The organism is Streptomyces sp. NPDC020747 (genome assembly GCF_044334695.1).
GTDB lineage: Bacteria > Actinomycetota > Actinomycetes > Streptomycetales > Streptomycetaceae > Streptomyces.
This window is the reverse complement of record NZ_JBIRTJ010000009.1, coordinates 74,683-97,705: the sequence shown is the minus strand read 5'-3', so window position 1 is coordinate 97,705 and position 23,023 is coordinate 74,683. Positions and strand designations below refer to the sequence as shown.

20 protein-coding genes, 2 pseudogenes and 1 riboswitch are annotated in these 23,023 nt (G+C 70.5%); of the genes and pseudogenes, 17 read left to right on the top strand and 5 right to left on the bottom strand.

The features are described 5' to 3' along the window. Positions 1-107 precede the first annotated feature (107 nt). Positions 108-1,322, bottom strand: a complete 1,215-nt coding sequence (locus ACH4YP_RS23665) for an MFS transporter (protein ID WP_398492315.1) — start codon at positions 1,320-1,322, stop codon at positions 108-110. A 132-nt stretch (positions 1,323-1,454) separates the two neighbouring features. On the opposite strand from ACH4YP_RS23665, the gene ACH4YP_RS23660 reads away from it, so the two are divergent. The 10 genes from ACH4YP_RS23660 to ACH4YP_RS23615 all read left to right on the top strand — a co-directional run bounded on the left by ACH4YP_RS23660 (position 1,455) and on the right by ACH4YP_RS23615 (position 10,725). Then, positions 1,455-2,654 (top strand): ROK family transcriptional regulator, encoded by a 1,200-nt coding sequence (locus tag ACH4YP_RS23660; RefSeq protein ID WP_361058143.1) that lies wholly within the window; start codon positions 1,455-1,457, stop codon positions 2,652-2,654. Positions 2,655-2,960: 306 nt separating this feature from the next. Beyond that, a riboswitch (FMN riboswitch) is annotated at positions 2,961-3,091 on the top strand. Between the two features lie 152 nt (positions 3,092-3,243). Then, complete coding sequence (locus tag ACH4YP_RS23655) at positions 3,244-3,879, top strand: riboflavin synthase (RefSeq protein WP_361058141.1); 636 nt, start codon at positions 3,244-3,246, stop codon at positions 3,877-3,879. Continuing rightward, on the top strand, positions 3,876-4,520 hold the full coding sequence (locus tag ACH4YP_RS23650; protein WP_361058139.1) for a nicotinamide mononucleotide transporter family protein: 645 nt from the start codon (positions 3,876-3,878) through the stop codon (positions 4,518-4,520). The genes ACH4YP_RS23655 and ACH4YP_RS23650 overlap by 4 nt, the downstream gene beginning before the upstream one ends. After that, positions 4,517-5,815 (top strand): bifunctional 3,4-dihydroxy-2-butanone-4-phosphate synthase/GTP cyclohydrolase II, encoded by a 1,299-nt coding sequence (locus ACH4YP_RS23645; protein WP_398492314.1) that lies wholly within the window; start codon positions 4,517-4,519, stop codon positions 5,813-5,815. The genes ACH4YP_RS23650 and ACH4YP_RS23645 overlap by 4 nt, the downstream gene beginning before the upstream one ends. 25 nt (positions 5,816-5,840) lie before the next feature. Continuing rightward, positions 5,841-6,326: a 6,7-dimethyl-8-ribityllumazine synthase gene (gene ribH / locus ACH4YP_RS23640; RefSeq protein ID WP_361058135.1), complete on the top strand. Its 486-nt coding sequence runs from the start codon at positions 5,841-5,843 to the stop codon at positions 6,324-6,326. A 34-nt stretch (positions 6,327-6,360) separates the two neighbouring features. Then, positions 6,361-6,633: a phosphoribosyl-ATP diphosphatase gene (locus tag ACH4YP_RS23635; protein WP_361058133.1), complete on the top strand. Its 273-nt coding sequence runs from the start codon at positions 6,361-6,363 to the stop codon at positions 6,631-6,633. Positions 6,634-6,680: 47 nt separating this feature from the next. Next, on the top strand, positions 6,681-7,547 hold the full coding sequence (gene hisG, locus ACH4YP_RS23630; protein WP_361058131.1) for an ATP phosphoribosyltransferase: 867 nt from the start codon (positions 6,681-6,683) through the stop codon (positions 7,545-7,547). Between the two features lie 12 nt (positions 7,548-7,559). Beyond that, positions 7,560-8,048, top strand: coding sequence for a PH domain-containing protein (locus ACH4YP_RS23625; RefSeq protein WP_398492311.1), 489 nt, complete (start codon positions 7,560-7,562; stop codon positions 8,046-8,048). Between the two features lie 200 nt (positions 8,049-8,248). Beyond that, a complete protein-coding gene (locus tag ACH4YP_RS23620) occupies positions 8,249-9,619 on the top strand; it encodes a hemolysin family protein (RefSeq protein WP_398492309.1) in 1,371 nt (456 codons plus the stop codon). Beyond that, entirely contained in the window at positions 9,616-10,725 is a 1,110-nt protein-coding gene (locus ACH4YP_RS23615) for a hemolysin family protein (protein WP_398492307.1), read from the top strand. Before ACH4YP_RS23620 ends, ACH4YP_RS23615 begins: the two co-directional genes overlap by 4 nt. A gap of 65 nt (positions 10,726-10,790) precedes the next feature. Here the strand turns inward: ACH4YP_RS23615 and ACH4YP_RS23610 are convergent, their stop codons facing one another. Both ACH4YP_RS23610 and ACH4YP_RS23605 read right to left on the bottom strand, forming a co-directional pair. Beyond that, on the bottom strand, positions 10,791-12,659 hold the full coding sequence (locus ACH4YP_RS23610) for an AAA family ATPase (RefSeq protein WP_398492306.1): 1,869 nt from the start codon (positions 12,657-12,659) through the stop codon (positions 10,791-10,793). Positions 12,660-13,093: 434 nt separating this feature from the next. Beyond that, positions 13,094-13,720, bottom strand: a complete 627-nt coding sequence (locus tag ACH4YP_RS23605) for a uridine kinase (RefSeq protein ID WP_398492596.1) — start codon at positions 13,718-13,720, stop codon at positions 13,094-13,096. A gap of 235 nt (positions 13,721-13,955) precedes the next feature. Between ACH4YP_RS23605 and ACH4YP_RS23600 the strand changes: the two genes are divergently transcribed. The 3 genes from ACH4YP_RS23600 to ACH4YP_RS23590 all read left to right on the top strand — a co-directional run bounded on the left by ACH4YP_RS23600 (position 13,956) and on the right by ACH4YP_RS23590 (position 16,411). Further along, a complete protein-coding gene (locus ACH4YP_RS23600; protein WP_398492304.1) occupies positions 13,956-15,338 on the top strand; it encodes a peptidase C39 family protein in 1,383 nt (460 codons plus the stop codon). A gap of 179 nt (positions 15,339-15,517) precedes the next feature. Beyond that, the gene (locus tag ACH4YP_RS23595) at positions 15,518-15,664 is read left to right on the top strand and encodes an SCO1431 family membrane protein (RefSeq protein ID WP_200399568.1); all 147 of its coding nucleotides are present in this window, start codon (positions 15,518-15,520) and stop codon (positions 15,662-15,664) included. Positions 15,665-15,751: 87 nt separating this feature from the next. Next, the gene (locus tag ACH4YP_RS23590; RefSeq protein ID WP_398492302.1) at positions 15,752-16,411 is read left to right on the top strand and encodes a TetR/AcrR family transcriptional regulator; all 660 of its coding nucleotides are present in this window, start codon (positions 15,752-15,754) and stop codon (positions 16,409-16,411) included. 66 nt (positions 16,412-16,477) lie between these two features. Here the strand turns inward: ACH4YP_RS23590 and ACH4YP_RS23585 are convergent, their stop codons facing one another. Further along, positions 16,478-17,725 (bottom strand): glycoside hydrolase family 18 protein, encoded by a 1,248-nt coding sequence (locus ACH4YP_RS23585; protein ID WP_398492300.1) that lies wholly within the window; start codon positions 17,723-17,725, stop codon positions 16,478-16,480. Positions 17,726-18,060: 335 nt separating this feature from the next. Here ACH4YP_RS23585 and ACH4YP_RS23580 point away from each other — a divergent pair, with 335 nt between their 5' ends. From ACH4YP_RS23580 to ACH4YP_RS23570, 3 genes and pseudogenes are all read left to right on the top strand, one after another. Further along, positions 18,061-19,233, top strand: a complete 1,173-nt coding sequence (locus ACH4YP_RS23580) for an acyl-CoA dehydrogenase family protein (protein ID WP_361071621.1) — start codon at positions 18,061-18,063, stop codon at positions 19,231-19,233. 521 nt (positions 19,234-19,754) lie between these two features. Continuing rightward, a pseudogene (locus ACH4YP_RS23575) lies at positions 19,755-20,838 on the top strand (hypothetical protein). A 30-nt stretch (positions 20,839-20,868) separates the two neighbouring features. Beyond that, a pseudogene (locus tag ACH4YP_RS23570) lies at positions 20,869-21,648 on the top strand (phosphotransferase family protein); the annotation flags it as partial. Positions 21,649-21,863: 215 nt separating this feature from the next. Here ACH4YP_RS23570 and ACH4YP_RS23565 read toward each other — a convergent pair. Further along, a complete protein-coding gene (locus ACH4YP_RS23565; RefSeq protein WP_361071624.1) occupies positions 21,864-22,292 on the bottom strand; it encodes a hypothetical protein in 429 nt (142 codons plus the stop codon). 264 nt (positions 22,293-22,556) lie between these two features. Here ACH4YP_RS23565 and ACH4YP_RS23560 point away from each other — a divergent pair, with 264 nt between their 5' ends. After that, on the top strand, positions 22,557-22,997 hold the full coding sequence (locus tag ACH4YP_RS23560) for an Lrp/AsnC family transcriptional regulator (RefSeq protein WP_143635274.1): 441 nt from the start codon (positions 22,557-22,559) through the stop codon (positions 22,995-22,997). Positions 22,998-23,023: the final 26 nt, after the last annotated feature.

The following is a 23,023-nucleotide window of genomic DNA, read 5'->3' as shown; positions in this document are numbered from 1 at the left end:
TGCACGTCGAGCTCTGTACGTCGAGATCCTGACGTCGACGGACCGACGTCAGGATCCGTGAGTGAAGATCAGCGCCATGGTAGGGCGGAGCGGGGAGAGCGGCCGGTTCAGGGCCGGCGATCCGGAATCGGCGCGTCCACCGGGGCGGCCTTCCCGCCGGTGGTGCGGCCGCTGGCACGCAGCACGTTCGCGAACGAGGCGAGGCCGAGGGTCAGCACCGTCACCAGGACGAACGACGTCACCAGGCTCGTCGCGTCCGCGACGGCCCCGATCGCGGACGGCGCGATCAGACCCGAGGTGTACGTGATGGTGGCGACGCCCGCGATGGCCTGGGAGGGATTGGGGCCGCTGCGACCGGCCGCCGCGAAGCAGAGCGGGACGACGACGGCGATGCCGAGGCCCAGCAGGGCGAACCCGGCCATGGCCACCGCGGCGTTCTGGGCCAGTACGACGAGCAGCGCACCCAGGGTCGCGAGGGCGCCGCTGACCCGTACCGTGCGGACCGGGCCGAAGCGGTCCACCACCGGGTCGCCGGCGAACCGCGCGATCGCCATGGTGAGCGTGAAGCCCGTGGTGGACGCGGCCGCGACTCCGGCCGAGCTGTCGAGGACGTCCCGCAGGTACACCGCCGACCAGTCCAGGCTCGCCCCCTCCGCGAACACCGCGCAGAAGCCGATCGCGCCGATGAGCAGCGCCGACTTGGGAGGCAGCGCGAAGCGCGGGGGCGGTTCCTCGTCCTCGGTGGGCCGCAGGTCCAGCACCCACTGGCAGGCGGCCACGCCGATCAGCGTGAGCGCCACGGCGGCGAGCGCGTGGTGCACGCGCGCGTCCGAGCCCAGATGGGCGGCGACGGTGCCGGCCGCGGAGCCGACCAGGGCGCCCGCGCTCCACATCCCGTGCAGCCCGGACATGATCGACTTGTCGAGCCGGTACTCGATCTCGACACCCAGGGCGTTCATCGCCACATCGGCCATGCCCGCCGTCGCGCCGTACACGAAGAGGGCCATGCACAGGGTGAGCAGGTTCGGCGCGAGCGCCGGGAGGGTGAGTGCGAGCGTCCACAGCGCGATCAGGCCGCGCAGGGCCGCGCGGGCGCCGAAGCGGTGACTGATGCTGCCCGCGAGCGGCATCGCGACGGACGCGCCGATCGCCGGGAACGCGAGCGCCAGGCCGAGCTGGCCCGCGCTCACGGAGGCGTGGTCCTGGATCCAGGGGACGCGGGTCGCGAACGAACCGGTGACGGCACCGTGCACGGCGAACACCACCGCCACCGCGTACCGGGAGCGCTTCACCTCGCGCTGGTCGTAGACCACTTCACCCATCTTCCCGGCCCCTCCTTGTCCATTGGCAGCACACTCCCCACTGTGCTGCCGTAAACTATCAGGAACCCTGCCTGATAGATAGGCGGTATTGGGCCTGCCGTCCAGGCGCCCCCGATCTGGAAGGATCCCGGCATGCCCGCATCACCGAGCACCGCCCGGGCCATCAACGACCGGCTCGCCCTGCGTCTCCTCCAGCAGGAAGGCCCTTTGACGGCAGGGCAGTTGAAGCAGCTCACCGGTCTGTCCCGGCCCTCGGTCGCCGACCTGGTGGAACGCCTCGCCGCGGCCGGACTCATCGGCGTGGTGGGGGAGTCGGGCGAACAGCGACGCGGTCCGAACGCCCGGCTGTACGGGATCGTCGCCGACCGCGCCCACCTGGCCGCGCTGGACGTACGGACCGAGGGTGTGGCCGTCCTCGTGTCGGACCTGCTGGGCTCGGTGCTGGCCGAGGCGTCGGTGCCGATCGGCGACGGCACGGACACCGGGCCCGCCGTCGAGCAGGCGGTCACCCTGGTCGAACGTACGGCCAAGGAGGCGGGCGTCGAGCGGCTGCACACCATCGGCGTCGGAGCCCCGGGGCTGATCGACCCCTCCACCGGCGAACTCCGCGACTCCTCGGGGCTGCCCGAATGGCACCGCCGCCTCGCCGCGGCGTTGCAGGAGCGACTCCCGGCCCGCGTCCTGGTGGAGAACGAGACCAACCTCGCCGCACTGGCCGAGCAGCGCGACGGGGCCGCACAGGACCGCGACACCTTCGTCCTGCTCTGGCTCGGCCACGGCATCGGCGCGGCCGTCGTCCTGGACGGCGTCCTGCGCCGGGGCGCCTCCGGCGGTACGGGCGAGATCGGCTTCCTTCCGGTGCCCGGCACGAGTGGCCTGCCGTCCGCGACGGGCTGCGAGGGCGGCCTGCACTCCCTCGCGGGCGCCGCCGCGATCTGCGAACTGGCGGCGCGCTACGGGATCGTGGCACCCGCCGAGCCCCACGAACCGCACGCGGCGGCGCTGGTGCGCGAGGCCGTGGCGCGAGTCGCGGCCGACGCCGAAGACCGCTTGGCCTCCGGCTTCCTCGACCTGCTCGCCGAACGCGTCGCCCTCGGTGCCGCCTCCGTCGTCGCCGTCCTCGACCCGGGGTGCCTGGTGCTCGCGGGCGAGATCGGCGGGGCGGGCGGCGAGACGCTGGCCGCCCGTGTCCAGGACCGGGTCGGCCGGATGTCACCGCTGCCCACCGAGGTGCGGGCCGGCACCCTGGGCGGCGGGGCCGTGCTCCGCGGGGCGCTGCTGATGGCGCGGGACGGCGCCCAGGACGAACTGTTCGCACCTCCGGAGAGGTGAAGGCGCCCGGGTCCGGGTAACGGAGACCCGGCGGCGGGGCAAGGGCCTCCGTCACCGCCGCCGGGTCGTTCTGGGGGGCGGGCCGGCGAACGCGGAGCCCGTACAGGCGTCGGTGAACGCAGACCCTAAAGAGGACTAGACCAAAGCGTCAATAGGTATGGACCAATCATAAGCCGCTGTGCCTGAAAGGTAGTTGGTCCGTCACGAGTGTCCAGTGAAGTCCATCGGCACACCCTGTGAGGCAGCCCACAACATTCGCCCGCATGGGTGTCGATCAGGCGTGGCACACTGAGTCTGTACCAGAAGCAGCGCACTCCGGGGTCGGTGAAAGTCCGAACCGGCGGTTACAGTCCGCGACCCGGTCGCTTCCAGCGGCCGGTTGACCAGGTGAAATTCCTGGACCGACGGTTAAAGTCCGGATGGGAGGCAGTGCGCGGCGGGCGGGCATTCGTGCGCGCCGCCGTCTGTTTCGACGTGTCCCTCGGGATCCGTCCTACGCGGCGTCGCCCTCGGTGTCCTCGCTCGCTCATAGCTGTCGTCATCGACAGGCCCCGGAGTCCGTGCCCGAAATGGCAGGAGGACCCGGGAAGTGTTCACCGGAATCGTCGAAGAGCTGGGTGAGATCACCGCCGTCGAGAACCTCGGCGACGCCTCCCGTTTCCGGCTTCGTGGCCCCGTGGTCACCGAAGGCGCGCGCCACGGCGACTCCATCGCCGTCAACGGCGTCTGTCTGACGGTCGTCGAGCACGAGGACGGCGAATTCACCGCCGACGTGATGGCGGAGACCCTGAACCGCTCCAGCCTCGGCGTCCTCGCCGTCGGCTCCCGCGTCAACCTCGAACGCCCCATGGCCGTGGGCGAGCGCCTCGGCGGGCACATCGTGCAGGGCCATGTGGACGGCACGGGCGAGGTCATCGAGCGCAAGCCGTCCGAGAACTGGGAGATCGTGAAGATCTCCCTCCCCGCGGACCTCACGCGCTACGTGGTCGAGAAGGGCTCCATCACCGTCGACGGCATCAGCCTGACCGTCGTCGAGGCGGGCCCCGACTTCTTCACCGTCAGCCTCATCCCGACCACCCTCGACCTGACCACGCTCGGCCTCAAGCAGCCCGGCGACCCGGTCAACCTCGAGGTCGACGTGATCGCCAAGTACGTCGAGCGACTGCTCGGCGCGCGGGGGGAGCAGCCGGCCGCTCTGCCCGGCACCCAGGGAGCGACACCGTGAACGTGCTCAACTCCGAGGCGTTCACGCTCTTCGGCCAGCACATCAAGTGGGCCGACATGATCGGCAACGTGATCGGTCTGATCGGCCTCGCCCTCGGCTGGCGGCGGTCCATCTGGACCTGGCCCGTCCAGTTCCTGTCCGGTGCCATCCTCCTCGCGGCCTTCGCCACCGCCCACCTCTCCGGCAGCGCCGGCAAGCAGGTGGTGGTCATGGCCGTCGCCCTGTGGGGCTGGTGGCAGTGGAACCGCGGCAGGGGCGGTGCGCAGGACGGTTCCATCGCCGTCCGCTTCGCCACCTGGCGCGAGCGCGGGTACCTCCTCGGCGCCGCGGCCGTCGGCACCCTCGCGGTCGGCAGCCTGTTCACCGCGTACCCGACGCTGTCCTGGGACCCCTGGCCGGACGCGTACATCTTCGTCGGCACGGTCGTCGCGATGTACGCCCAGGCGCGCGGCATGGTCGAGTTCTGGTTCGCCTGGCTGCTCGTCGACCTGGTGGGCGTGCCGCTGAACTTCGCCAACGGCTTCGCCTTCTCCGGTTTCGTCTACATCATCTACGGCGCGCTCGTCCTGTGGGGCATGCGCGACTGGTGGCTGCGCTCCCGCAAGGCCGGGCAGCCTCTCCTGGAAGGAGCCCCGGCATGACAACGGCGCCGGTTTGGTACAGCACAGGACACGATCAGGACGCCTCGGACTTCGCGCTCGACCCGGTCGAGCAGGCCATCGCCGACATCGCGGCGGGCCGCCCGGTCGTGGTCGTCGACGACGAGGACCGGGAGAACGAGGGCGACCTCGTCCTCGCCGCCGAGAAGGCGACCCCCGAGATCATCGCCTTCATGATGAGCGAGTGCCGCGGTCTGATCTGCGCACCCATGGAGGGCGACGAGCTCGACCGCCTCCAGCTCCCGCAGATGGTCGAGAACAACACCGAGTCGATGCGCACGGCCTTCACGGTCTCGGTCGACGCGGGCCCCGCGTACGGGGTGACCACCGGCATCTCCGCCGCCGACCGCGCCACCACGCTCCAGCTGCTGGCCGGCGGCGAGGCCCAGGCGAGCGACCTCGTGCGGCCGGGCCACATCTTCCCGCTGCGCGCCAAGCCCGGCGGCGTCCTGGCCCGCAACGGCCACACCGAGGCCGCCGTCGACCTCGCCCGGCTCGCGGGTCTGCGCCCGGCCGGCGCCATCGTCGAGATCGCGGGCGAGGACGGCCGGATGCTGCGGCTGCCCGAGCTGATCCCGTTCGCCCGCAAGCACGGCCTGACGATCATCTCCATCGAGGACCTGATTGCCTACCGCCGCACCGCCGAGCCCACCGTCCGCCGCGAGGCCGAGACCCAACTGCCCACCGCCTTCGGCGAGTTCACCGCCTTCGGCTACCGCTCCATCGTGGACGGCGTCGAGCACGTCGCCCTCGTCCACGGCGAGATCGGCGACGGCGAGGACGTCCTCGTCCGCGTCCACTCCGAGTGCCTCACCGGCGACATCTTCCACTCGCTGCGCTGCGACTGCGGGCCCCAGCTCGAAGCGTCCCTGGAGCGCATCCAGGCCGAGGGCCGCGGCATCGTCGTCTACCTCCGCGGCCACGAGGGGCGCGGCATCGGACTGCTGTCCAAGCTGCGCGCGTACGAACTGCAGGAGCAGGGGCACGACACCCTCGACGCCAACCTGGAGCTCGGCCTGCCCGCCGACGCCCGGGACTACGCGGCCGGCGCGCAGATCCTGGAGGACCTCGGCGTGCGCAGCCTGCGCCTGATGACCAACAACCCCGAGAAGACCGAAGCGCTCGTCCGGCACGGCCTCAAGGTCAACCACCGCGAGCCGATGCCCGTACAGGCGGGCGAGCACAACCTCCGGTATCTGCGCACCAAGCGGGACCGGATGGGGCACGACCTGCCCTGGCTGGACACGACCACCGTGTCGGCCTGCGGCAACCAGTAACGGAAAAGTACGAGGAGACACACACGTGAGCGGCAAGGGTGCACCCGAACTGTCCGTACGCAACTGCAGCGACCTCCGGGTCGCCGTCGTCGCGGCGCAGTGGCACGAGAAGGTGATGGACGGACTCGTCGACGGCGCGCTGCGCGCCCTGCACGAGCTGGGAATCGACGAGCCGACCCTCCTGAGGGTCCCCGGCAGCTTCGAGCTGCCGGTCGTCGCGAAGGTCCTCGCGGGCCGCGGGTACGACGCGATCGTCGCGCTCGGCGTCGTCATCCGCGGCGGCACCCCCCACTTCGAGTACGTGTGCCAGGGCGTCACCCAGGGCCTCACCCAGGTCTCGATCGACACCGGCGTGCCCATCGGCTTCGGCGTCCTGACCTGCGACACCGAGGAACAGGCCCTGGACCGCGCGGGTATCGAGGGCTCGAACGAGGACAAGGGGCACGAGGCGGTGACGGCCGCCGTGGCGACGGCGGCCACCCTCCGCTCAGTATCCGAACCCTGGCGCTAGAGGCACCGACAAGTGCAATAAGGTGGGCGTCACCATGTCCAATAAGACGTTCGAGGAGCTGTTCACCGAGCTCCAGCACAAGGCAGTCAACGGCGACCCCGCCACCTCCCGCACCGCGGAGCTGGTCGGCAAGGGGGTCCATGCCATCGGCAAGAAGGTCGTCGAAGAGGCCGCCGAGGTCTGGATGGCCGCCGAGTACGAGGGCAAGGAAGCCGCCGCCGAGGAGATCTCGCAGCTGCTCTACCACGTCCAGGTGATGATGGTCGCCCGCGGAATCTCGCTGGACGACGTCTACGCCCACCTGTAAGTCTCCTGGTCCCACCCAAAACCCGTCACGCGAAGGAAGCCGACCTCATGCTGCGCATCGCCGTCCCCAACAAGGGTTCCCTGTCAGGCCCCGCGGGGGAGATGCTGCATGAGGCCGGCTACCAGCAGCGCAGGGAGGCCAAGGAGCTCAGGATCGTCGACCCGGAGAACGAGGTCGAGTTCTTCTACCTCCGCCCCCGCGACATCGCGATCTACGTCTCCTCCGGCAAGCTCGACATCGGCATCACCGGCCGGGACCTGCTGATCGACTCCGGCGCCAACGCGGAGGCCATCCTCCCGCTCGGCTTCGCCCGTTCCACCTTCCGCTTCGCCGGCAAGCCCGGCACGGCGACAGACCTCGCGGACCTCGCCGGCAAGACCGTGGCCACCTCGTACGAGGGCATCGTCGCCAAGTACCTCGCCGACCACGGCGTCGACGCCTCCGTCGTCCACCTCGACGGCGCCGTCGAGACGGCCATCGAGCTCGGCGTCGCCGAGGTCATCGCGGACGTCGTCGAGACCGGCACCTCGCTGCGCAACGCGGGCCTCGAGGTCTTCGGCGACCCGATCATGAAGTCCGAGGCCGTCGTCATCCGCCGCACCGGCGCGGAGGCCACCGGGGCCACCGAGGAGACAGAGCCCAAGGTGCAGCAGTTCCTGCGCCGCCTCCAGGGCGTCCTCGTCGCGCGGACCTACGTGATGATGGACTACGACTGCCGCGTCGAGCAGCTGGAGAAGGCCGTCGCCCTCACGCCGGGCCTGGAGTCGCCGACCGTCTCGCCGCTGCACAACGAGGGCTGGGTCGCCGTGCGCGCCATGGTCCCGTCCAAGGAAGCCCAGCGGATCATGGACGACCTGTACGACATCGGCGCGCGGGCCATCCTGACCACGGCCATCCACGCCTGCCGCCTCTGAGGACCGCCCGCCATGTCCGACGCACCAGAGCTGCCCGCTCTTCCGGTCACCTTCCGGCCGGGCCGCACCCGAGCCGTCCTGCTGACCGCCGGCGCCACGATCTTCGTGGTCATCACCACAGTCGCGATGCTGCTGGAGAAGCTCAGCCCGGGGGAGCGCACCAGCTTCGTCTTCACCGGAGCCCTGCTCTTCGGGGTGCTCGTGCTGCTCTCGCGGCCGAAAGTCGTCGCCGAGGAGTCCGGCGTGACCGTCGTGAACATCGCCGGCCGCCGGAAGCTGGCCTGGGCGGAGATCGTGCAGGTCAACCTGCGCCCGGGCGACCCGTGGGTGTTCCTGAACCTCAGCGACGGCACCAGCCTGGCCGCGCTCGGCATCCAGCCGGGCATCGCCAAGGAGCACGCGATCCGCGACGCCCGTGCGCTGCGGGCCCTCGCCGAAGCCCACTCCGTCCACGAGCCCGACGGACCGCAGGAAGACGAGCACGACGAACATCACGCCTGACTCTCGGCCTTCCACCCTGCCGTACGGGCCCATGTCTTGATTAATCTGTTGGCGGAGGCGTTTTCGTTGCGCCTCCGCCTCCGGCTTCCCACCCGGGATCCAGAGGCCCCCTGCTATTTCGAGGAGTGACTCCCTCCAGCGATGGACGGATCGTCCTGTAGTACCTGCGCCGCCCCCTCCCGACATATCGAGGCGGCGGCATGACCATCCCCCTGCTGCTCCTCGGAGCGGCGTTCCTGTTGATCCTCGCCAACGGCTTCTTCGTGGCGGCCGAGTTCGGCCTCGTCACGGTGGAGCGCCCCGACGCCGAGAAGGCCGCCGCCGAGGGCGACCGACGGGCCCGTACGGTCGTCAACTCACTCAAGGAGCTGTCGTTCCAGCTCTCCGGCACCCAGCTCGGCATCACCATCACCTCCCTCGTCGTCGGCATGCTCGCCGAACCGGCGCTCGCCGAGCTGCTCAACGGCCCCATCACCGCGGTCGGCATCCCCGAGGGCGCCGTGTCCGGTGTCGCCGTGGTCGTCGGCATGCTGCTGGCCTCGGCCGTGCAGATGGTGATCGGCGAGCTCGTGCCCAAGAACTGGGCGGTCTCCAGGCCCATGCAGGTCGCGCGGTTCGTCGCGGGCCCGCAGCACGCCTTCTCGACCGTGTTCCGGCCGGTGATCTCGGGGCTGAACTCCGTGGCCAACCGGCTCGTCCGCACTCTCGGCGTGGAGCCCACCGCGGAGCTGGCCTCCGCCCGCACCCCCGGCGAGCTGGTCTCCCTGGCCCGGCACTCGGCCCAGGCGGGCACCCTGGAGCAGGACACCGCCGACCTCTTCGTCCGTACGCTCTCGCTGGCCGACCTCACCGCGCAGCACGTCATGACCCCGCGCGTGAAGGTCAGCGCCCTCCAGTCCTCCGCGACCGCCGAGGACGTCGTGAACCTCACCCGTGCCACCGGCCTGTCCCGCTTCCCCGTCTACCGGGAGCGGATCGACGAGATCGTCGGCATGGTGCACCTCAAGGACGCCCTCGCGGTGCCCTCGCGGGACCGGCTGCGCACGCCCGTCACCAGGATCGCCCAGGCCCCGCTGCTCGTCCCGGAGACGCTGCCCGTGCAGCCCCTCCTGGAGCGGCTGCGCAACGAACAGCCCATCGCCGTCGTCGTCGACGAGTACGGCGGCACGGCCGGGGTGGTCACCCTGGAGGACATCGTCGAGGAACTCGTCGGCGAGGTCCGCGACGAGCACGACGGCCACGATGTCCCGGAACTCGCCGCCGCGCCGGCCGAGGACGGCCGGCCCGCCTGGGACGCCGACGGCAGCTGCCGGGTCGACATCCTCCAGCGCATAGGCCTGGACGTCCCCGAGGGCCCGTACGAGACGGTCGCCGGCCTGATCGCCGATCTGCTCGGCCGGATCCCCGCACCCGGTGACAGGGCGGAGCTGCCGGGCTGGCGCCTCTCCGTGCGCCAGGTCGGGCACTACCGGGCCGAGCGGGTCCGGCTGGTCAGGACCGCCGGCACCGCTTCGGCTTCCTCGGCTTCCTCGGCTTCCGTTTCCGCTTCCGTGGTGGAGGCCGTGCGATGAGCGTGCTCCAACTCCTGTTCGCGGTCCTGCTCGTGCTCGCCAACGGCTTCTTCGTCGGCGCCGAGTTCGCGCTGGTCTCCGTCCGCCGCAGCCAGATCGAACCGCTCGGCACCGCACGGGCCCGCCAGGTCATGTACGGCCTGGAGAACCTGCCGCAGATGATGGCCGCCGCGCAGTTCGGCATCACGGTCTGCTCGCTGACGCTCGGCGCGGTCGCCGAGCCCACCGTCGCACACCTCCTGGAGCCGGTGTTCCACGCCGTGCACCTGCCCGAGGGCATGATCCACCCGCTCGGATACGTCATAGCCCTCGCCGCGGTCGTCTTCCTGCACCTCGTCGTCGGCGAGATGCTGCCGAAGAACCTGGCGATGGCCGCCCCCGAGAAGACCGCGCTGTGGCTCAGCCCCGGCCTGGTCGCCTTCGCCCGGCTGTGCAGGCCGGTGACCGTGGGCCTCGGCGCCTGCGCCCGCGTCATCCTGCGGCTCTTCCACGTCGAGCCCAAGGACGAGGTCGAGGCGGTCTTCACAAGTGAGCAGCTCAACCGGCTCGTCGAGGACGCGGGACAGGCGGGCCTGCTCGACCCCGAGGAGCAGGAGCGCCTCGAGGACGCTCTGGAGCTGGGCTCCCGCCCGGTCACCGACGTGCTCCTGGACAGCGAGTCCCTGGTGACCGTCGGCCCCTCGGTCACCCCGGGCCAGGTCGTCGCGCTCACCGCCCGCACCGGGTACTCCCGCTTCCCGGTGGCCGCCGAGAACGGCGCCTTCATGGGCTATCTGCACGTGAAGGACGTACTCGACCTGGAGGAGTCCGAGCGGGCCGTGCCGCAGCAGGTCTGGCGCCCCATGACGACCCTCGGGGCCGAACTCCCGCTGGACGACGCCCTGACCGTGATGCGCCGCGCCGCGACGCACCTCGCCCAGGTCGCCGACGCGTCGGGACGTGTGCTCGGCCTGGTCGCCCTGGAGGACGTACTGGAACTGCTGGTCGGTGAGGTCCGCGACCCGGCGCACCGGGAGACTCCGGCGGTACGGGTCGGCGAGCCGCGCAAGGAGACGCCGGAACCGGCCCCGGGCCAGGAGACGGCGGAGCAGGCACTGGCGAGCTGACGCGGAAGGCCCGCGCCCCTGTCTTCAGGGGCGCGGGCCTGTGACATCCGCGGCTCCGCCGCGACTCACATCGGTGAGGGATCCTGCGGCCCCCGCCCCGACAACACCTCGCCGTACGCCTGCATGAGATCGGCCAGCCGCAGCGTGGAAAGATCATCGCGCGTGAGGTGTCCCGGATACACCGACAGCCGCAGATCGCGATACGCGCAGCTCTTCTCGTACAGGGTGCGCAGAAACCGTCCGTTGCCGAGCTCGTCGATCCAGCCCTGGTCGACGACGTGCCCGCTGATGGAGCGCAGCTCGTCGAGTGCCTCCTCGTCCCACACGTCACCGTTCTCCGCGGCCAGCACCTCACCGATCGAGGTGAGTTCGAGCGGACGGTACGAGGGGAAGTCGACGCGGGTCGTGAAGCGGGACGAGAGCCCGGGGTTGGCGGCCAGCAGGCGGTCCATGCCCTCGGGGTAGCCGGCGAGGATCACCACAAGGTGGTCGCGGTTGTCCTCGGCACGCTTCAGCAGAACCTGGAGCGCCTCGTCGCCGTACGCGTCGCCCTTGCCGTAACCGGAGTTGGAGAGCGAGTAGGCCTCGTCGACGAAGAGGACGCCGCCGATCGCGGAGTCGATCAGCTCGTTGGCCTTCACGGCGGTCTGGCCGAGGTACTCGCCCACCAGGTCGGCGCGCTGGGCCTCGACGAGATGGTCGCCGCCGAGCAGGCCGAGCGCGTAGAAGACCCGGCCCAGGATACGGGCCACGGTCGTCTTGCCGGTGCCGGAGGGACCCGAGAACACAAAGTGCCGCTTCGGCGGCTGGACCGGCAGACCCTGCCCGGCCCGCAGCCGCGCCATGTTCAACTGCGCGGACAGCGCCTTCACTTGGCGCTTCACCGGTTCGAGACCGACCATGCGCTCCAGCTCCAGGAGCGCCTCTTCGAGCAGTGCCGGATCGGTGGGACCGGTCGGCAGATGCGGCGGAAACACCGGCACGATGGCCTTCTCGCGGACCCGGTCCGCCTCGGAGGGCAGCGCGCCCGGCGGCGGCAGTTCGGGATCGGAGAGCTTGAGATCACGGCCCTCGCCGCCGAACAGCGGGTCGACGCCGTCCGGGCCGTCCAGAATGTCCTGCCCGACACCGGTGAGCGTGATCGCCGCGAAGTCGGCCGTGTCGTCGTACCCGTCGCCCTCGGAGATCGCCGCGAGCCGCGCGGAGGTGTCCATGAAGGCCGGGTCGACCCGGTGCACCGCCCGGTACAGGGGCAGCGCCGCGGCGGAGCGGCCCGTGCCCTCGTGCGCCCGCGCCAGCCAGTACCGCAGCTCCTTGCGCTGCGGCTGCTCGCTGCGACAGCGCATCAGCGCGGACGACAGCAGCGGCTCGGCCTGCCCGAACATCTCCAGGCGTACCCGTGCCATACCACCGAAGAGACCGGCCTCGATGCCCAGCATCGGATCGGCGATCAGCGGATCCGTGTGGCGGACCAACTGCTCCCAGTCCTTGACGAGATACGCCCGGCAGGCGTGCAGGAACCGCACCTGCGGATCCGCGTCCACGGGCGGCAGGCTCGCGAGCGCCCGGTCCAGCTCCGGGACATGACGCCCGTCGAGCCAGTGCGAGGCGTGCGCGAGCAGCAGATCGCGCGGCGACTCCAGGACGGGCTGCACCCACCAGCCCAGCCAGTACCAGGAGTTGAGCGTCCGCCGGTGGCGCGAGCGCTGTTCCCCGAAGCGCTCCCGGTGCCGGAACATCCGCAGCAGCGCCGTCGTCGTGTCGATGCGCAGCGCGTGCAGCCCGAGCCAGCCGTCGGCCATTCCCGGATCCATCCGGACCGCGGCGCGGAATTCCTCCTCCGCCTGCGGATAGGCCCCCATCGTGTACGCGTCCACACCTCGCAGCCAGGCGAGGTCGGCCGGGGCCTCGGGGCCCTGCGTGCCGAAGTCCATCACGTCCCCCACAAACCGTGCCCCCGTTGAACGCCGGGCGGGCCGGTGCCCGTCGGCAGTCTTCGTCGAACCGCTGTGCCGCGGACGGGAGTTGCGTTCGGTGCGGAGAGCAGCCGTCCGAATGTCGCACCGAGAGGCATCGTACCTGCGGGGCAGTACCGGGCCGAAGGGTGCCGCACGACAGGTTCTCCGAGGTGGGAGCAGATGGGGCGCACTCGACTTGGTGACTCAGGGTGAACGAATCACGCCTCGGAGCGTCCGAAAAACGGCTGTGGGCAGAACGAAGCCCCCGATCACGGGGGAACAACCGGGGGCTTCGCGTCTGCGGGGCGGCCCCAAAAGGCCGCACATTCAGAAAGTAAGTCCTGTACGGCCCCCGGGTCAAGCCGAGTTGGGGCACTCAGGCAACTTCTCAGATGTGGGTCTTCACAAGTTCAGCACACAGACGCTGGCCCGTCACGGTCCGTGACGGGGAGGCTCTTCACTGACGTCGCAGCAGATCCCTGGAGTACCTCGTACCCCTCTGAACACTGCAGCACCAGAAGATCGGCGAACGGTTTTGACGGGTCCTTGGTGAAGTGCCGGCGCTCGGCGCGGACCCACCCCTCCCAGAACTCGTTCTGCGCTGAACCGTCCCGCTGCCGCCCGCGCGCCCACGCGTCGTCGTCGGCCAGCTCCATCCACAGCAGCCGCGCCAGCCACGGTCTGAGCGCGCGACGGCCGGCGCCCACCCCCTCGACGAGGACCACGGGCGCGGGCGGCAGCGCGCGGGCCGGTCCGAAGCCGCGTGTCTCCCAGTCGTACGGCAGATAGTGCGCCGTCGTGCCGTGCGACAGCGGCTCCACGACCTCCCCGAGCAGCCGCCCGGTCCAGGCGAAGAGCTCCTCGTGCGTGGCGATGTCGTCCAGGTGGAGCACGGGGACCGCGCCCAGCGCCTCGGCCAGCCGCCCCGCGAACGTGGTCTTCCCCGAGCCCGCGTGCCCGTCGACGCCGACGAGCCGGACGGGTCCGCAGGAGGGCGGCAGCCGGTGCAGCCGGGCGGCGAGGGCGTCGAGGTGAATGAGGGATCCCTTGGTGCGGTGCGGTGCTCCTGGGCTTCACTCTACCGAGGCCATCCTCGGGCGAACGGGGGAGAAGGCGCCCTATGTCCTGTCGCGGCCATGCCAGTGGTATCGACCAATATTGGTCGGCGCCGCGACGCGCGAAGTGCTGGCAGAAGCCGTGATCGCGAACCATAGTTGGCCCACACCCACGCATTGGACCAGCCCGTTCCGGACACCTGGGGGTCACCCGTCCATGACCAGAGCTGAACAGCCGTCCCGCAGAAGCCTCCTGGCCGTGGCGGTCGCCGCGGCCACCGCGGGCGCCGCGAGTCCGGCGGCGGCCGCCGCCGGCTCGACGGCCGGCCCCGCGAGAACCCGGACCGCCGCCCCGTCGAAAGCCCCGTCAAGCCTCGTGGACAACCATGCCTGGACCTCGTACACCGACTGGCGCGGTGGTACCGCGGCAGGGACCCGTGCCGTGCCGGGGACGCGCCCGGGCCTGGTGATCGGGACGCCCGAGGGCCGCACCGACTACAAGGACCCGCACACCGGCACGACCGCCACCTGGGAGTACGCGCGCTGGACCTCGCCCGTCCACCGCCTTGCCGTCCCCGCGACCGAGGTCATCCCGTCCTGGAACGCGCGGACCCCGGCGGGCACCTGGCTTCAGGTCGAGCTGTCGGGTACGTACTCCGACGGCAAGAAGACGCCCTGGTACGTGATGGGCCGCTGGGCGGCCGGGGACCGGGACATCCGGCGGACCTCGGTGGACGACCAGAGCGACGGCCGGAGCAGTGTCTGGACGGACACCTTCTCCATCGACGACGCGGCCTCCGGGCTGCGCCTGGTGTCGTACCGGCTGCGGCTGACCCTGTACCGCAAGCCCGGGACCGCGGCCACGCCGACCGTGTGGCGGCTCGGCGCGATGGGCTCCGACGTCCCGGACCGCTTCACCGTCCCGGCCTCGACGCCCGCACTCGCGCGGGAGCTGACGGTGCCGCGCTACTCGCAGGAGATCCACGCCGGCCAGTACCCCGAGTACGACAACGGCGGCGAGGCCTGGTGCAGCCCCACCTCCTCCCAGATGATCATCGAGTACTGGGGTCGGAAGCCCACTGCGGCGGACCTGGCCTGGGTCAAGCCCGAGTACGCGGACCCGCAGGTGTGCCACGCCGCCCGGTTCACCTTCGACCACCAGTACAACGGCTGCGGGAACTGGCCCTTCAACGCTGCGTACGCCGCGACGTACAAGGACCTCCAGGGCGTGGTGACCCGGCTCGGCTCGCTCGCCGACCTGGAGACGCTGATCGCCGCCGGAATTCCGGCCATAACGTCCCAGTCGTTCCTCAAGACCGAACTGACGGGAGCGGGGTACGGCACCGCGGGCCATCTGATGACGGTCATAGGGTTCACCGCCGACGGCGACGTGATCGCCAACGACCCGGCCTCGCCGGACAACAACGCGGTCCGGCGCGTCTACAAGCGGCGCGAGTGGGAGAACATCTGGCTCCGTACCAAGAGGTACAACGCCTCCGGGGCTGTCGTCTCCGGTACCGGCGGCGTCTGCTACGTCTACTTTCCGGCCCGTCCCACGGCCGGCCAGCGGAAGGCGCTGACGGCGGTGGGCATTCGCTGAGCGACGGGCAGCTGTGACGAGACTGCCGTGACGGGATTGCTGCGACGGGGCTGCTGTGGCGGGTGCCACAGCAGCCCCTCGCGCGTGACCAAGCTCTCCCCCGCAAAAGCCCGATCCGGTGGCAAGGTGGACAGAACGACGGGGGGAGTCCACCGCAACACCGACGTGAGCGAGCTGCCATGACCACGACCTCAGCCACCGCCGGACGGGTCCGTACCCGTACCGGCGGCCCCAAGGACGACGGCCCGAAGATCCTTGAACACATCGTGGGCTGGACGTTCGTGGTGGTGCTCGCGATGCTCGTGACACAGCTCGGCCTCGTCTGACCGCGGTCGAAGAGAGTCGAACAGGCTGGTGACGCTGCTCTGCCATACTGCGGGGGTCCCGCTCGCAGTTGGAGACCAGGTCCGGAATTGAGTAACAGTCAGCAGCGTGGTGCCGACCGCCCCGGAGCGCGCGGCACCGACCGTTCCTTAGCGCGCCGCGCCGAACTCATCGCCATCGGGCGGAAGTTGTTCGCCGACACGTCCTACGACGCACTGTCGATGGACGACATCGCGAAACAGGCGCAGGTGGCCAAGGGGCTGATCTACTACTACTTCAAGTCCAAGCGCGGCTACTACCTGGCGATCGTCCAGGACTCGGTGGCCGAGCTGATCTCCCGGGCGGCCGGCGGCCTCGAACTGCCCCCGGAGCAGCGGGTCCACCGCACCATCGACGGCTATCTGCGCTATGCCGAGCACAACCACGCCGCGTACCGCACCATCATCAGCGGGGGTGTCGGTTTCGACGCCGAGGTGCACGCGATCCGGGAGGGCGTGCGGGAGGCGATCGTCGAGACGATCGCCGAAGGGGCGTACGGGCGACGGAAGATCGCCCCGCTGCCACGGATGGCGCTGCTCGGCTGGCTGTGCAGCGTCGAGGGCGCCACCCTCGACTGGATCCACCACTACAACCTCCCGCGCGACCTCATGCGCGAGCTGCTGGTGAAGATGCTCGGCGGCACGATGCGCGCCATCGAGGAGCTGGACGCCTCCTACCCGGCACCGAAGGCCGCACGCCGGGACGTATGACATGAGTGGAGGGCGGGAGCCCGCCGACCGGCCCCCGCCCTTCACCCAACTGCCCTACCGTCGAAGCTAGTTGATCGCCCTGATCAGCTCGCCGTTCGACGTGTCACCGCTCAGCTCCCAGAAGAACGTGCCGCCCAAACCCTGCGCGTTCTTGTAGTTCATCTTCCCGGCGATGGTCGACGGGGTGTCGTAACTCCACCAGTTGTTCCCGCACTTGGCGTACGCGGTACCGCCGACCGTGCCGGTGGCCGGGCACTTCGTCTTGAGCACCTTGTAGTCGTCGATGCCCTGCTCGTACGTGCCCGCCGCCGGGCCCGTGGCCGTGCCGCCGGGCGCCGCCTGGGTGACACCGGTCCAGCCGCGCCCGTAGAAGCCGATGCCGAGCAGCAGCTTCGAGGCCGGGATGCCCATGCCCTTGAGCTTGGCGATGGTCGCGGAGGTGTGGAACTCCGCCTGCGGGATCCCCGAGTAGGAGTTCAGCGCCGAGTGCGGAGCCGTGGGACCGGTCGCGTCCCAGGCGCCGAAGAAGTCGTACGTCATCGGGTTGTACCAGTTGACGTACTGGGCGGCGCCCGCGTAGTCCGCCGCGTCGAGCTTGCCGCCGGCCGTGGCGTCGGCCGGGATCGCCGAGGTGACCAGCGCGGAGCCGCCGAACTTGGCGCGCACCGCCGACATCAGGTTCTTGTACGCGGCCCGCCCGCTGGTGTCACAGGTGGCGCCGCACGAGTTGGGGTACTCCCAGTCGATGTCGATCCCGTCGAAGACGTCCGCCCACTTCGAGTTCTCGACCAGGTCGTAGCAGGACTGGGCGAAGGCGGCCGGGTTCCTGGCCGCCTCGGTGAAGCCCGCCGACCAGGTCCAGCCGCCGAAGGACCACAGGATCTTGAGCTTCGGGTGCTTCTTCTTCAGCTCGCGCAGCTGGTTGAAGTTGCCGCGCAGTGGCTGGTCCCAGGTGTCCGCGACGCCGTCGACCGACTCGGCCGCGGTGTGCGTCCGCTCGGTCGCCGCGTAGTTGTCGCCCATCGCGCACTTGCCGCCGGTGACGTTGCCGAAGGCGTAGTTGATGTGCGTCAGTCTGGCCGCCGAGCCGGACGTCTCGACGTTCTTGACCAGGTACTTCCGGTCGTAGGTGCCCCATTCGGTGAAGTAGCCGACGACCTTGGAGCCGGCTGCCTTGCGTGCGGCGGCCTGTGCGTCGGGGCCGGCCGCGGTGGCCGTGCCCGCGCCGACGAGCAGCCCCGCGCCGAGAACGGCGCAACACGCTGCGGATACGAGCGCCCGGAAACGGACGCGGGGGCGGAGCGAGGTGAACATCGTGTCTCCACAGGAGGGGGAGGGGAACGCGCGCCTGTTGGCATGAGCGCGGTGAAGCGTTGGGGCGAAACAGTAAGAGGACTAGACCAGTGCGGTCAATGGTTCGGACCAATTCGGCACGGGATTCGACGCAGGAGTCCCTTACTCTGGAGTAAGCGGTCGTTAACTGGTGACTGGATCCCGCCGATCGGGCATACTCACAGCGCACAGCCGCTGATCAGCCGCTTCCGTGACCCGGCGGCGCCGAGCGTCGGCAGTGCCCAGTGAGACCCGGCGGGGCAGCCCCACCCAGGTGTGCGTTCGCCGAAGTGCCCGACAGGGAGGAGAGCGTCACCATGCCCGACCGCGCCCCGCAGCCGGTGGACCGTCAACTGCCCACGGACGAGGCCCGGGATCTGATCTCACTCGTCCGCGACATCGCGCAGCGCGAGATCGCCCCGAAGGCGGCCGAGGAGGAGGACGCCGGGCGCTTCCCGCGCGAAGTCCTCACGCTGCTCTCGGAGTCGGGCCTGCTCGGCCTCCCGTACGAGTCGGAGTACGGCGGCGGAGACCAGCCGTACGAGGTCTATCTCCAGGTCCTCGAAGAGCTGGCCGCCGCCCGCCTCACCGTCGGCCTCGGCGTCAGCGTGCACACGCTCGCCTGCCACGCCCTAGCCAACTACGGCACCAAGGAACAGCAGATCGAGCATCTCCCGGACATGCTCGGCGGCGGCCTTCTGGGCGCCTACTGCCTCTCGGAGCCGTCCTCCGGCTCGGACGCGGCGTCGCTGCGCACCAAAGCCGTGCGGGACGGCGAAGACTGGGTGATCACGGGCACCAAGGCCTGGATCACGCACGGCGGAGTCGCCGACTTCTACACCGTGCTCGCGCGCACCGGCGGCGAGGGGGCGCGGGGCATCACCGCGTTCCTGGTGCCCGGCGACGCCGAGGGGCTGAGTGCCGCGGCGCCCGAGAAGAAGATGGGCATGAAGGGCTCACCCACCGCCCAGGTCCACTTCGACGGGGTACGGATCCCGGACGACCGGCGCATCGGCGACGAGGGCCAGGGCTTCGCGATCGCCCTGTCCGCGCTCGACTCGGGGCGGCTCGGCATCGCGGCCTGCGCGATGGGTGTGGCCCAGGCCGCGCTGGACGAGGCCGTCGCGTACGCCACCGGGCGGCAGCAGTTCGGCCGCCCGATCGCGGACTTCCAGGGCCTGCGCTTCATGCTCGCGGACATGGCGACCCAGATCGAGGCGGGTAGGGCGCTCTACCTCGCGGCGGCCCGGCTGCGCGACGCGGGACGGCCGTTCGCCAAGCAGGCGGCCATGGCGAAACTGCACTGCACCGACACCGCGATGAAGGTCACCACGGACGCCGTCCAGGTGCTCGGCGGGTACGGCTACACCGCGGACTTCCCCGCGGAGCGCCTCATGCGCGAGGCCAAGGTGCTGCAGATCGTCGAGGGCACCAATCAGATCCAGCGGATGGTCATCGCCCGTCACCTCGCGGGTCCTGAGTCGCGCTGAACCTCCCGTACGCGTACATCGCCGAGGGCGCCGCGAGCCGGGCCCACTCCGGGTCGTGGCGGCCCGGCAGGGTCCGGCCCCGGTCCGCCCAGGTGCGGATCAGGGCGCGGTAGATGGGGGGATCCAGGGGCTGAGGGTGTACGTGGGATGCCTGAGACCCCTGCGATCCCTGGGTTTCCTGTGCCCAGTGAACTCCTTGTGTCCACTGAGTCCCCTGTGTCCACTGGGTCCCCTGTGTCCATTGAGTCTCCTGCGGTCCCAGGTTCCCCAGGGACCCCTGGGGAACCGATTCTGCCGACGTGGGGAAGAGGATCCGGCGGCGGCGCTCCGCCTCTGCGTATGTGGGGGTCATACCGAGGCCAACGGGTCCACATGCGGACAGGTCACCGGCGCGCGGATTCGCCAGTGAGTTCGCGGCACGCCCTTCTCGGTCCCGCTCTTGTCCGGGGGTGCCGCCGGTCCGTACGAGGGGCGCACCCCTCCGGGCGACGTCACGCGCCGTACGCCCCGGGAGGCAGCCGATGCCCGACGACCGCCCCGTAGCCCTCGACGAGTACCCCGTGCACCAGGTGCCTACGACCGGTGCATCTTCCAGGTCTTCGACCACCAGGGGCGGGCGCTGCTCGTCCTGGGGCTCGGGGTGTACCCGAACGTCGGCGTGATCGACGCGTACGCGACCCTGCGCACCGGCGACACCCTGCACGCCGTACGCGGCTCCGACGCGCTGGACGACGACACCAGGATGACGATGGCGGTCGGTCCGCTGCGGATCGTGGTCGAGCGCCCCTGAAGGACTTCGTCCTGAGCTGCGCGGCCGACCCCGACGACCCGGACGGACTGTCGTACGAGATCAACTGGTCGGCGGACTTCCCCGCGCTGTGGGAGCCGCATCACGTCCAACGCCGGGGCGCCCGCCTCACGTTGGAGGGCCGGCGCTTCGTGCAGGCGGGCCGGTGCGAGGGCTGGATCCGGGTCGCGGGGGACGAGACACGGCTGTCGGGCGACAACTGGACCGGCACCCGCGACCGCAGCTGGGGCACGCGCCCCCTGCCCGGCGAGGAGGGCGGCAGGCTCGCCGAGGAGCACCGCACCGAGGGCTTCCACTGGCTCTGGTGTCCCGTCCGCTTCGAGGACCGCTTCCTGATGGTCATCACCCAGGAGGACGCCGACGGCTACCGCACCCTGAACGACGCGACGCTCGTACGGAACGGGGAGCGGGACCGCCAACTCGGCTGGCCCCAGGCCGAGATCACCTACCGGAGCGGAACCCGGCACCCGGAGCGCGCGATCGTCCACCTCGGCGACTTCCGCAAGCCGTCGGAGCTCGGCGTCGAGATCCTCACCTCCTCACCGCTCGCCGTCGGGGCCGGCTATCCGCCTGCCGAGGGCTGGCAGCACGGCACCTGGCGGGGACGCGGCTGGACCGACCGGCGCACGTACGACCTCTCGGACCCGGCCGCGCTCGGGCTCGCCGCGTACGGCGTGACCGACCACGCCGCCCGCTTCACGATCGACGGACAGGTGGGGCACGGCATCTTCGAGCACAGCTCGTTCGGACGGCACGACCCGAGCGGGTTCACCGGCTTCGACTCGGTTGCCCCGTAGGGAAGTTGACGCGAGGGAGGGAGCGGATCGATGGCAACGGCACCCCGTCCGCGTACGACCACACGCGACCCGGAGGAACTCGCGCGGCGGCTGACCGCCTGGCTCGCCGGACGGCTGCCCGGCGCCAAGGCGGTCGACGTCCGCGTCCCCGCCTCCAACGGACTCTCCAGCGAGACCCTGCTCTTCGACATCGAGCACCCCGAACCCCCGTTGCGGGCCTGCGCGTTGAGGCTCGCGGCGGATCCGGCGGCGTACACCGTCTTCCCGGTCTACGACCTGCCGCGCCAGTACCGCACCATGCGACTGGTGGCGGACCGTACGGACGTGCCCGTACCGCGGGTGTGGTGGCTGGAGGAGGACCCAGGACCCCTCGGGGCGCCCTTCTTCGTCATGGAGCGCGTGGAGGGCCGCGTACCACCGGACGTCATGCCCTACACGTACGAGGGCAACTGGCTGCACGCCGCAAGTGACGCCGAGCGGGAGCGACTTGAGGCCGCGTCGCTCGGACTCCTCGCCCGGCTCCACGACCAAGTCCCGCTGCGCGACGCGGACTTCCTCGCCTCGCCAGGGAACGGCAGCCCGCTACGACGTCATGTCGAGGCCCAACGTGCCTACTACGAATGGGTGATTGACGGACTGCCGCGGTCACCCCTGATCGAGGACACCTTCGACCGGCTCGACGCGCTCCGGCAGCGCGACGAGGGCGAGACGGTCCTCAGCTGGGGTGACGCACGCATCGGAAACGTCATCTACGACGGCTTCGAACCCGCCGCGGTCCTCGACTGGGAGATGGCGGCCCGGCCTGCGCGAGTTCGACCTCGCGCAGGACCTGCCGCTATTCCTGCACCACGACAGCGTCTCTGACTGGCTTGGCGATCCTGCAGGTTGCACAGGATCATGGTGCGGGAAATGCGCCGCAAGCCAATCGTCTTCGTGGCTAATCAGGTTGGTGGAGCCCATGAGCCATGGTGCAGGGCAGTGACAGGAGCTGAGGACCGCTCAGGCGGAAACCGGCCGTTCGGTGCTCAGGCGGCCTGGTCGCGCATCACCGGCACCCGCATGGGGCGCGAGCCTGGGCCGGCGACGTGCGAGAACGGCTGCGTACGCCAGTCGAGACCCTGAGGGAGCGTCAACAGCAGGGCGGTGTCCTGCTCCTGAGCCTCCATCGTCTCGTCGGCGGGGCGGGCCTCGGCCGCCGTCCTGCCCGTACCGGCGCAGACCGTGAGCCCGAACGGGTTCCACGGCGACGCGCACAGCGCGTGCTCCGGCAGGATCTCCTCGTCCGCGAGGAGCGCGATGGGCTGCGCGCAGTCCGGGCAGATCACCCGGTACATCTCGAAGGTGTCGTACGCGTCGAACTCCTCGGCGTCAGGTTCGACGCCCTCCGGCTCGGGCTCGACGACGGGCTGCTGCCGCTTGGGCGCGGTGCGACCAGGGCGCTTCAGACTCTGCATGGGCTACTCCCCCTCGGGTGGGCCGACAAGGCACTGCGACCTCGACCACAGCAAGCACTTCCCGCCCCGTCTCTGCGGTAATCACGAGAACATCACGGAACCGACCGCTGCTATGTGGCGTTCGTCACATGCCGCGTGCAGGTGCCCGACCCGGTGGTTTTGTCCCCCGGGTGTCTCGCCCGCTTCTTCAGGCCACATCACAAACAGGGTATGACCTGCGCCGCAGAGTACCCGAGCGGATCAAGGGCATGTAGGTTCTCCGCCATGGAGGAGCTGGACCGCCACATCGTGCAGCTGCTCGTCGAAGACGGGCGGATGAGCTACACCGACCTGGGCAAGGCCACGGGCCTGTCCACGTCGGCCGTGCACCAGCGGGTACGCCGGCTGGAGCAGCGCGGAGTCATCCGCGGCTACGCCGCGGTCGTCGACCCGGAGGCCGTCGGGCTGCCGATCACGGCCTTCATCTCGGTGAAACCGTTCGACCCCAGCGCCCCCGACGACATCGCCGAACGGCTGGCCGACGTCCCGGAGCTGGAGGCCTGCCACAGCGTCGCCGGCGACGAGAACTACATCCTCAAGGTCCGCGTCGCGAGCCCGCACGAGCTGGAGGAACTCCTCGCGCGCGTGCGCACGCTGGCGGGCGTTTCGACACGTACGACGGTGGTTCTCTCCACGCCGTACGAGGCCCGGCCGCCGAAGATCTGAACCGCCGGGGTTCTGAACCCCTGGTG

Bases quoted from the DNA above. Each gene is read 5' to 3' on its own strand.
- ACH4YP_RS23665 (WP_398492315.1), bottom strand. From the start codon at position 1,322: ATGGGTGAAGTGGTCTACGACCAGCGCGAGGTGAAGCGCTCCCGGTAC.
- ACH4YP_RS23660 (WP_361058143.1), top strand. From the start codon at position 1,455: ATGCCCGCATCACCGAGCACCGCCCGGGCCATCAACGACCGGCTCGCC.
- ACH4YP_RS23645 (WP_398492314.1), top strand. From the start codon at position 4,517: ATGACAACGGCGCCGGTTTGGTACAGCACAGGACACGATCAGGACGCC.
- ACH4YP_RS23635 (WP_361058133.1), top strand. From the start codon at position 6,361: ATGTCCAATAAGACGTTCGAGGAGCTGTTCACCGAGCTCCAGCACAAG.
- hisG (WP_361058131.1), top strand. From the start codon at position 6,681: ATGCTGCGCATCGCCGTCCCCAACAAGGGTTCCCTGTCAGGCCCCGCG.
- ACH4YP_RS23625 (WP_398492311.1), top strand. From the start codon at position 7,560: ATGTCCGACGCACCAGAGCTGCCCGCTCTTCCGGTCACCTTCCGGCCG.
- ACH4YP_RS23620 (WP_398492309.1), top strand. From the start codon at position 8,249: ATGACCATCCCCCTGCTGCTCCTCGGAGCGGCGTTCCTGTTGATCCTC.
- ACH4YP_RS23615 (WP_398492307.1), top strand. From the start codon at position 9,616: ATGAGCGTGCTCCAACTCCTGTTCGCGGTCCTGCTCGTGCTCGCCAAC.
- ACH4YP_RS23610 (WP_398492306.1), bottom strand. From the start codon at position 12,659: ATGGACTTCGGCACGCAGGGCCCCGAGGCCCCGGCCGACCTCGCCTGG.
- ACH4YP_RS23600 (WP_398492304.1), top strand. From the start codon at position 13,956: ATGACCAGAGCTGAACAGCCGTCCCGCAGAAGCCTCCTGGCCGTGGCG.
- ACH4YP_RS23595 (WP_200399568.1), top strand. From the start codon at position 15,518: ATGACCACGACCTCAGCCACCGCCGGACGGGTCCGTACCCGTACCGGC.
- ACH4YP_RS23585 (WP_398492300.1), bottom strand. From the start codon at position 17,725: ATGTTCACCTCGCTCCGCCCCCGCGTCCGTTTCCGGGCGCTCGTATCC.
- ACH4YP_RS23580 (WP_361071621.1), top strand. From the start codon at position 18,061: ATGCCCGACCGCGCCCCGCAGCCGGTGGACCGTCAACTGCCCACGGAC.
- ACH4YP_RS23565 (WP_361071624.1), bottom strand. From the start codon at position 22,292: ATGCAGAGTCTGAAGCGCCCTGGTCGCACCGCGCCCAAGCGGCAGCAG.
- ACH4YP_RS23560 (WP_143635274.1), top strand. From the start codon at position 22,557: ATGGAGGAGCTGGACCGCCACATCGTGCAGCTGCTCGTCGAAGACGGG.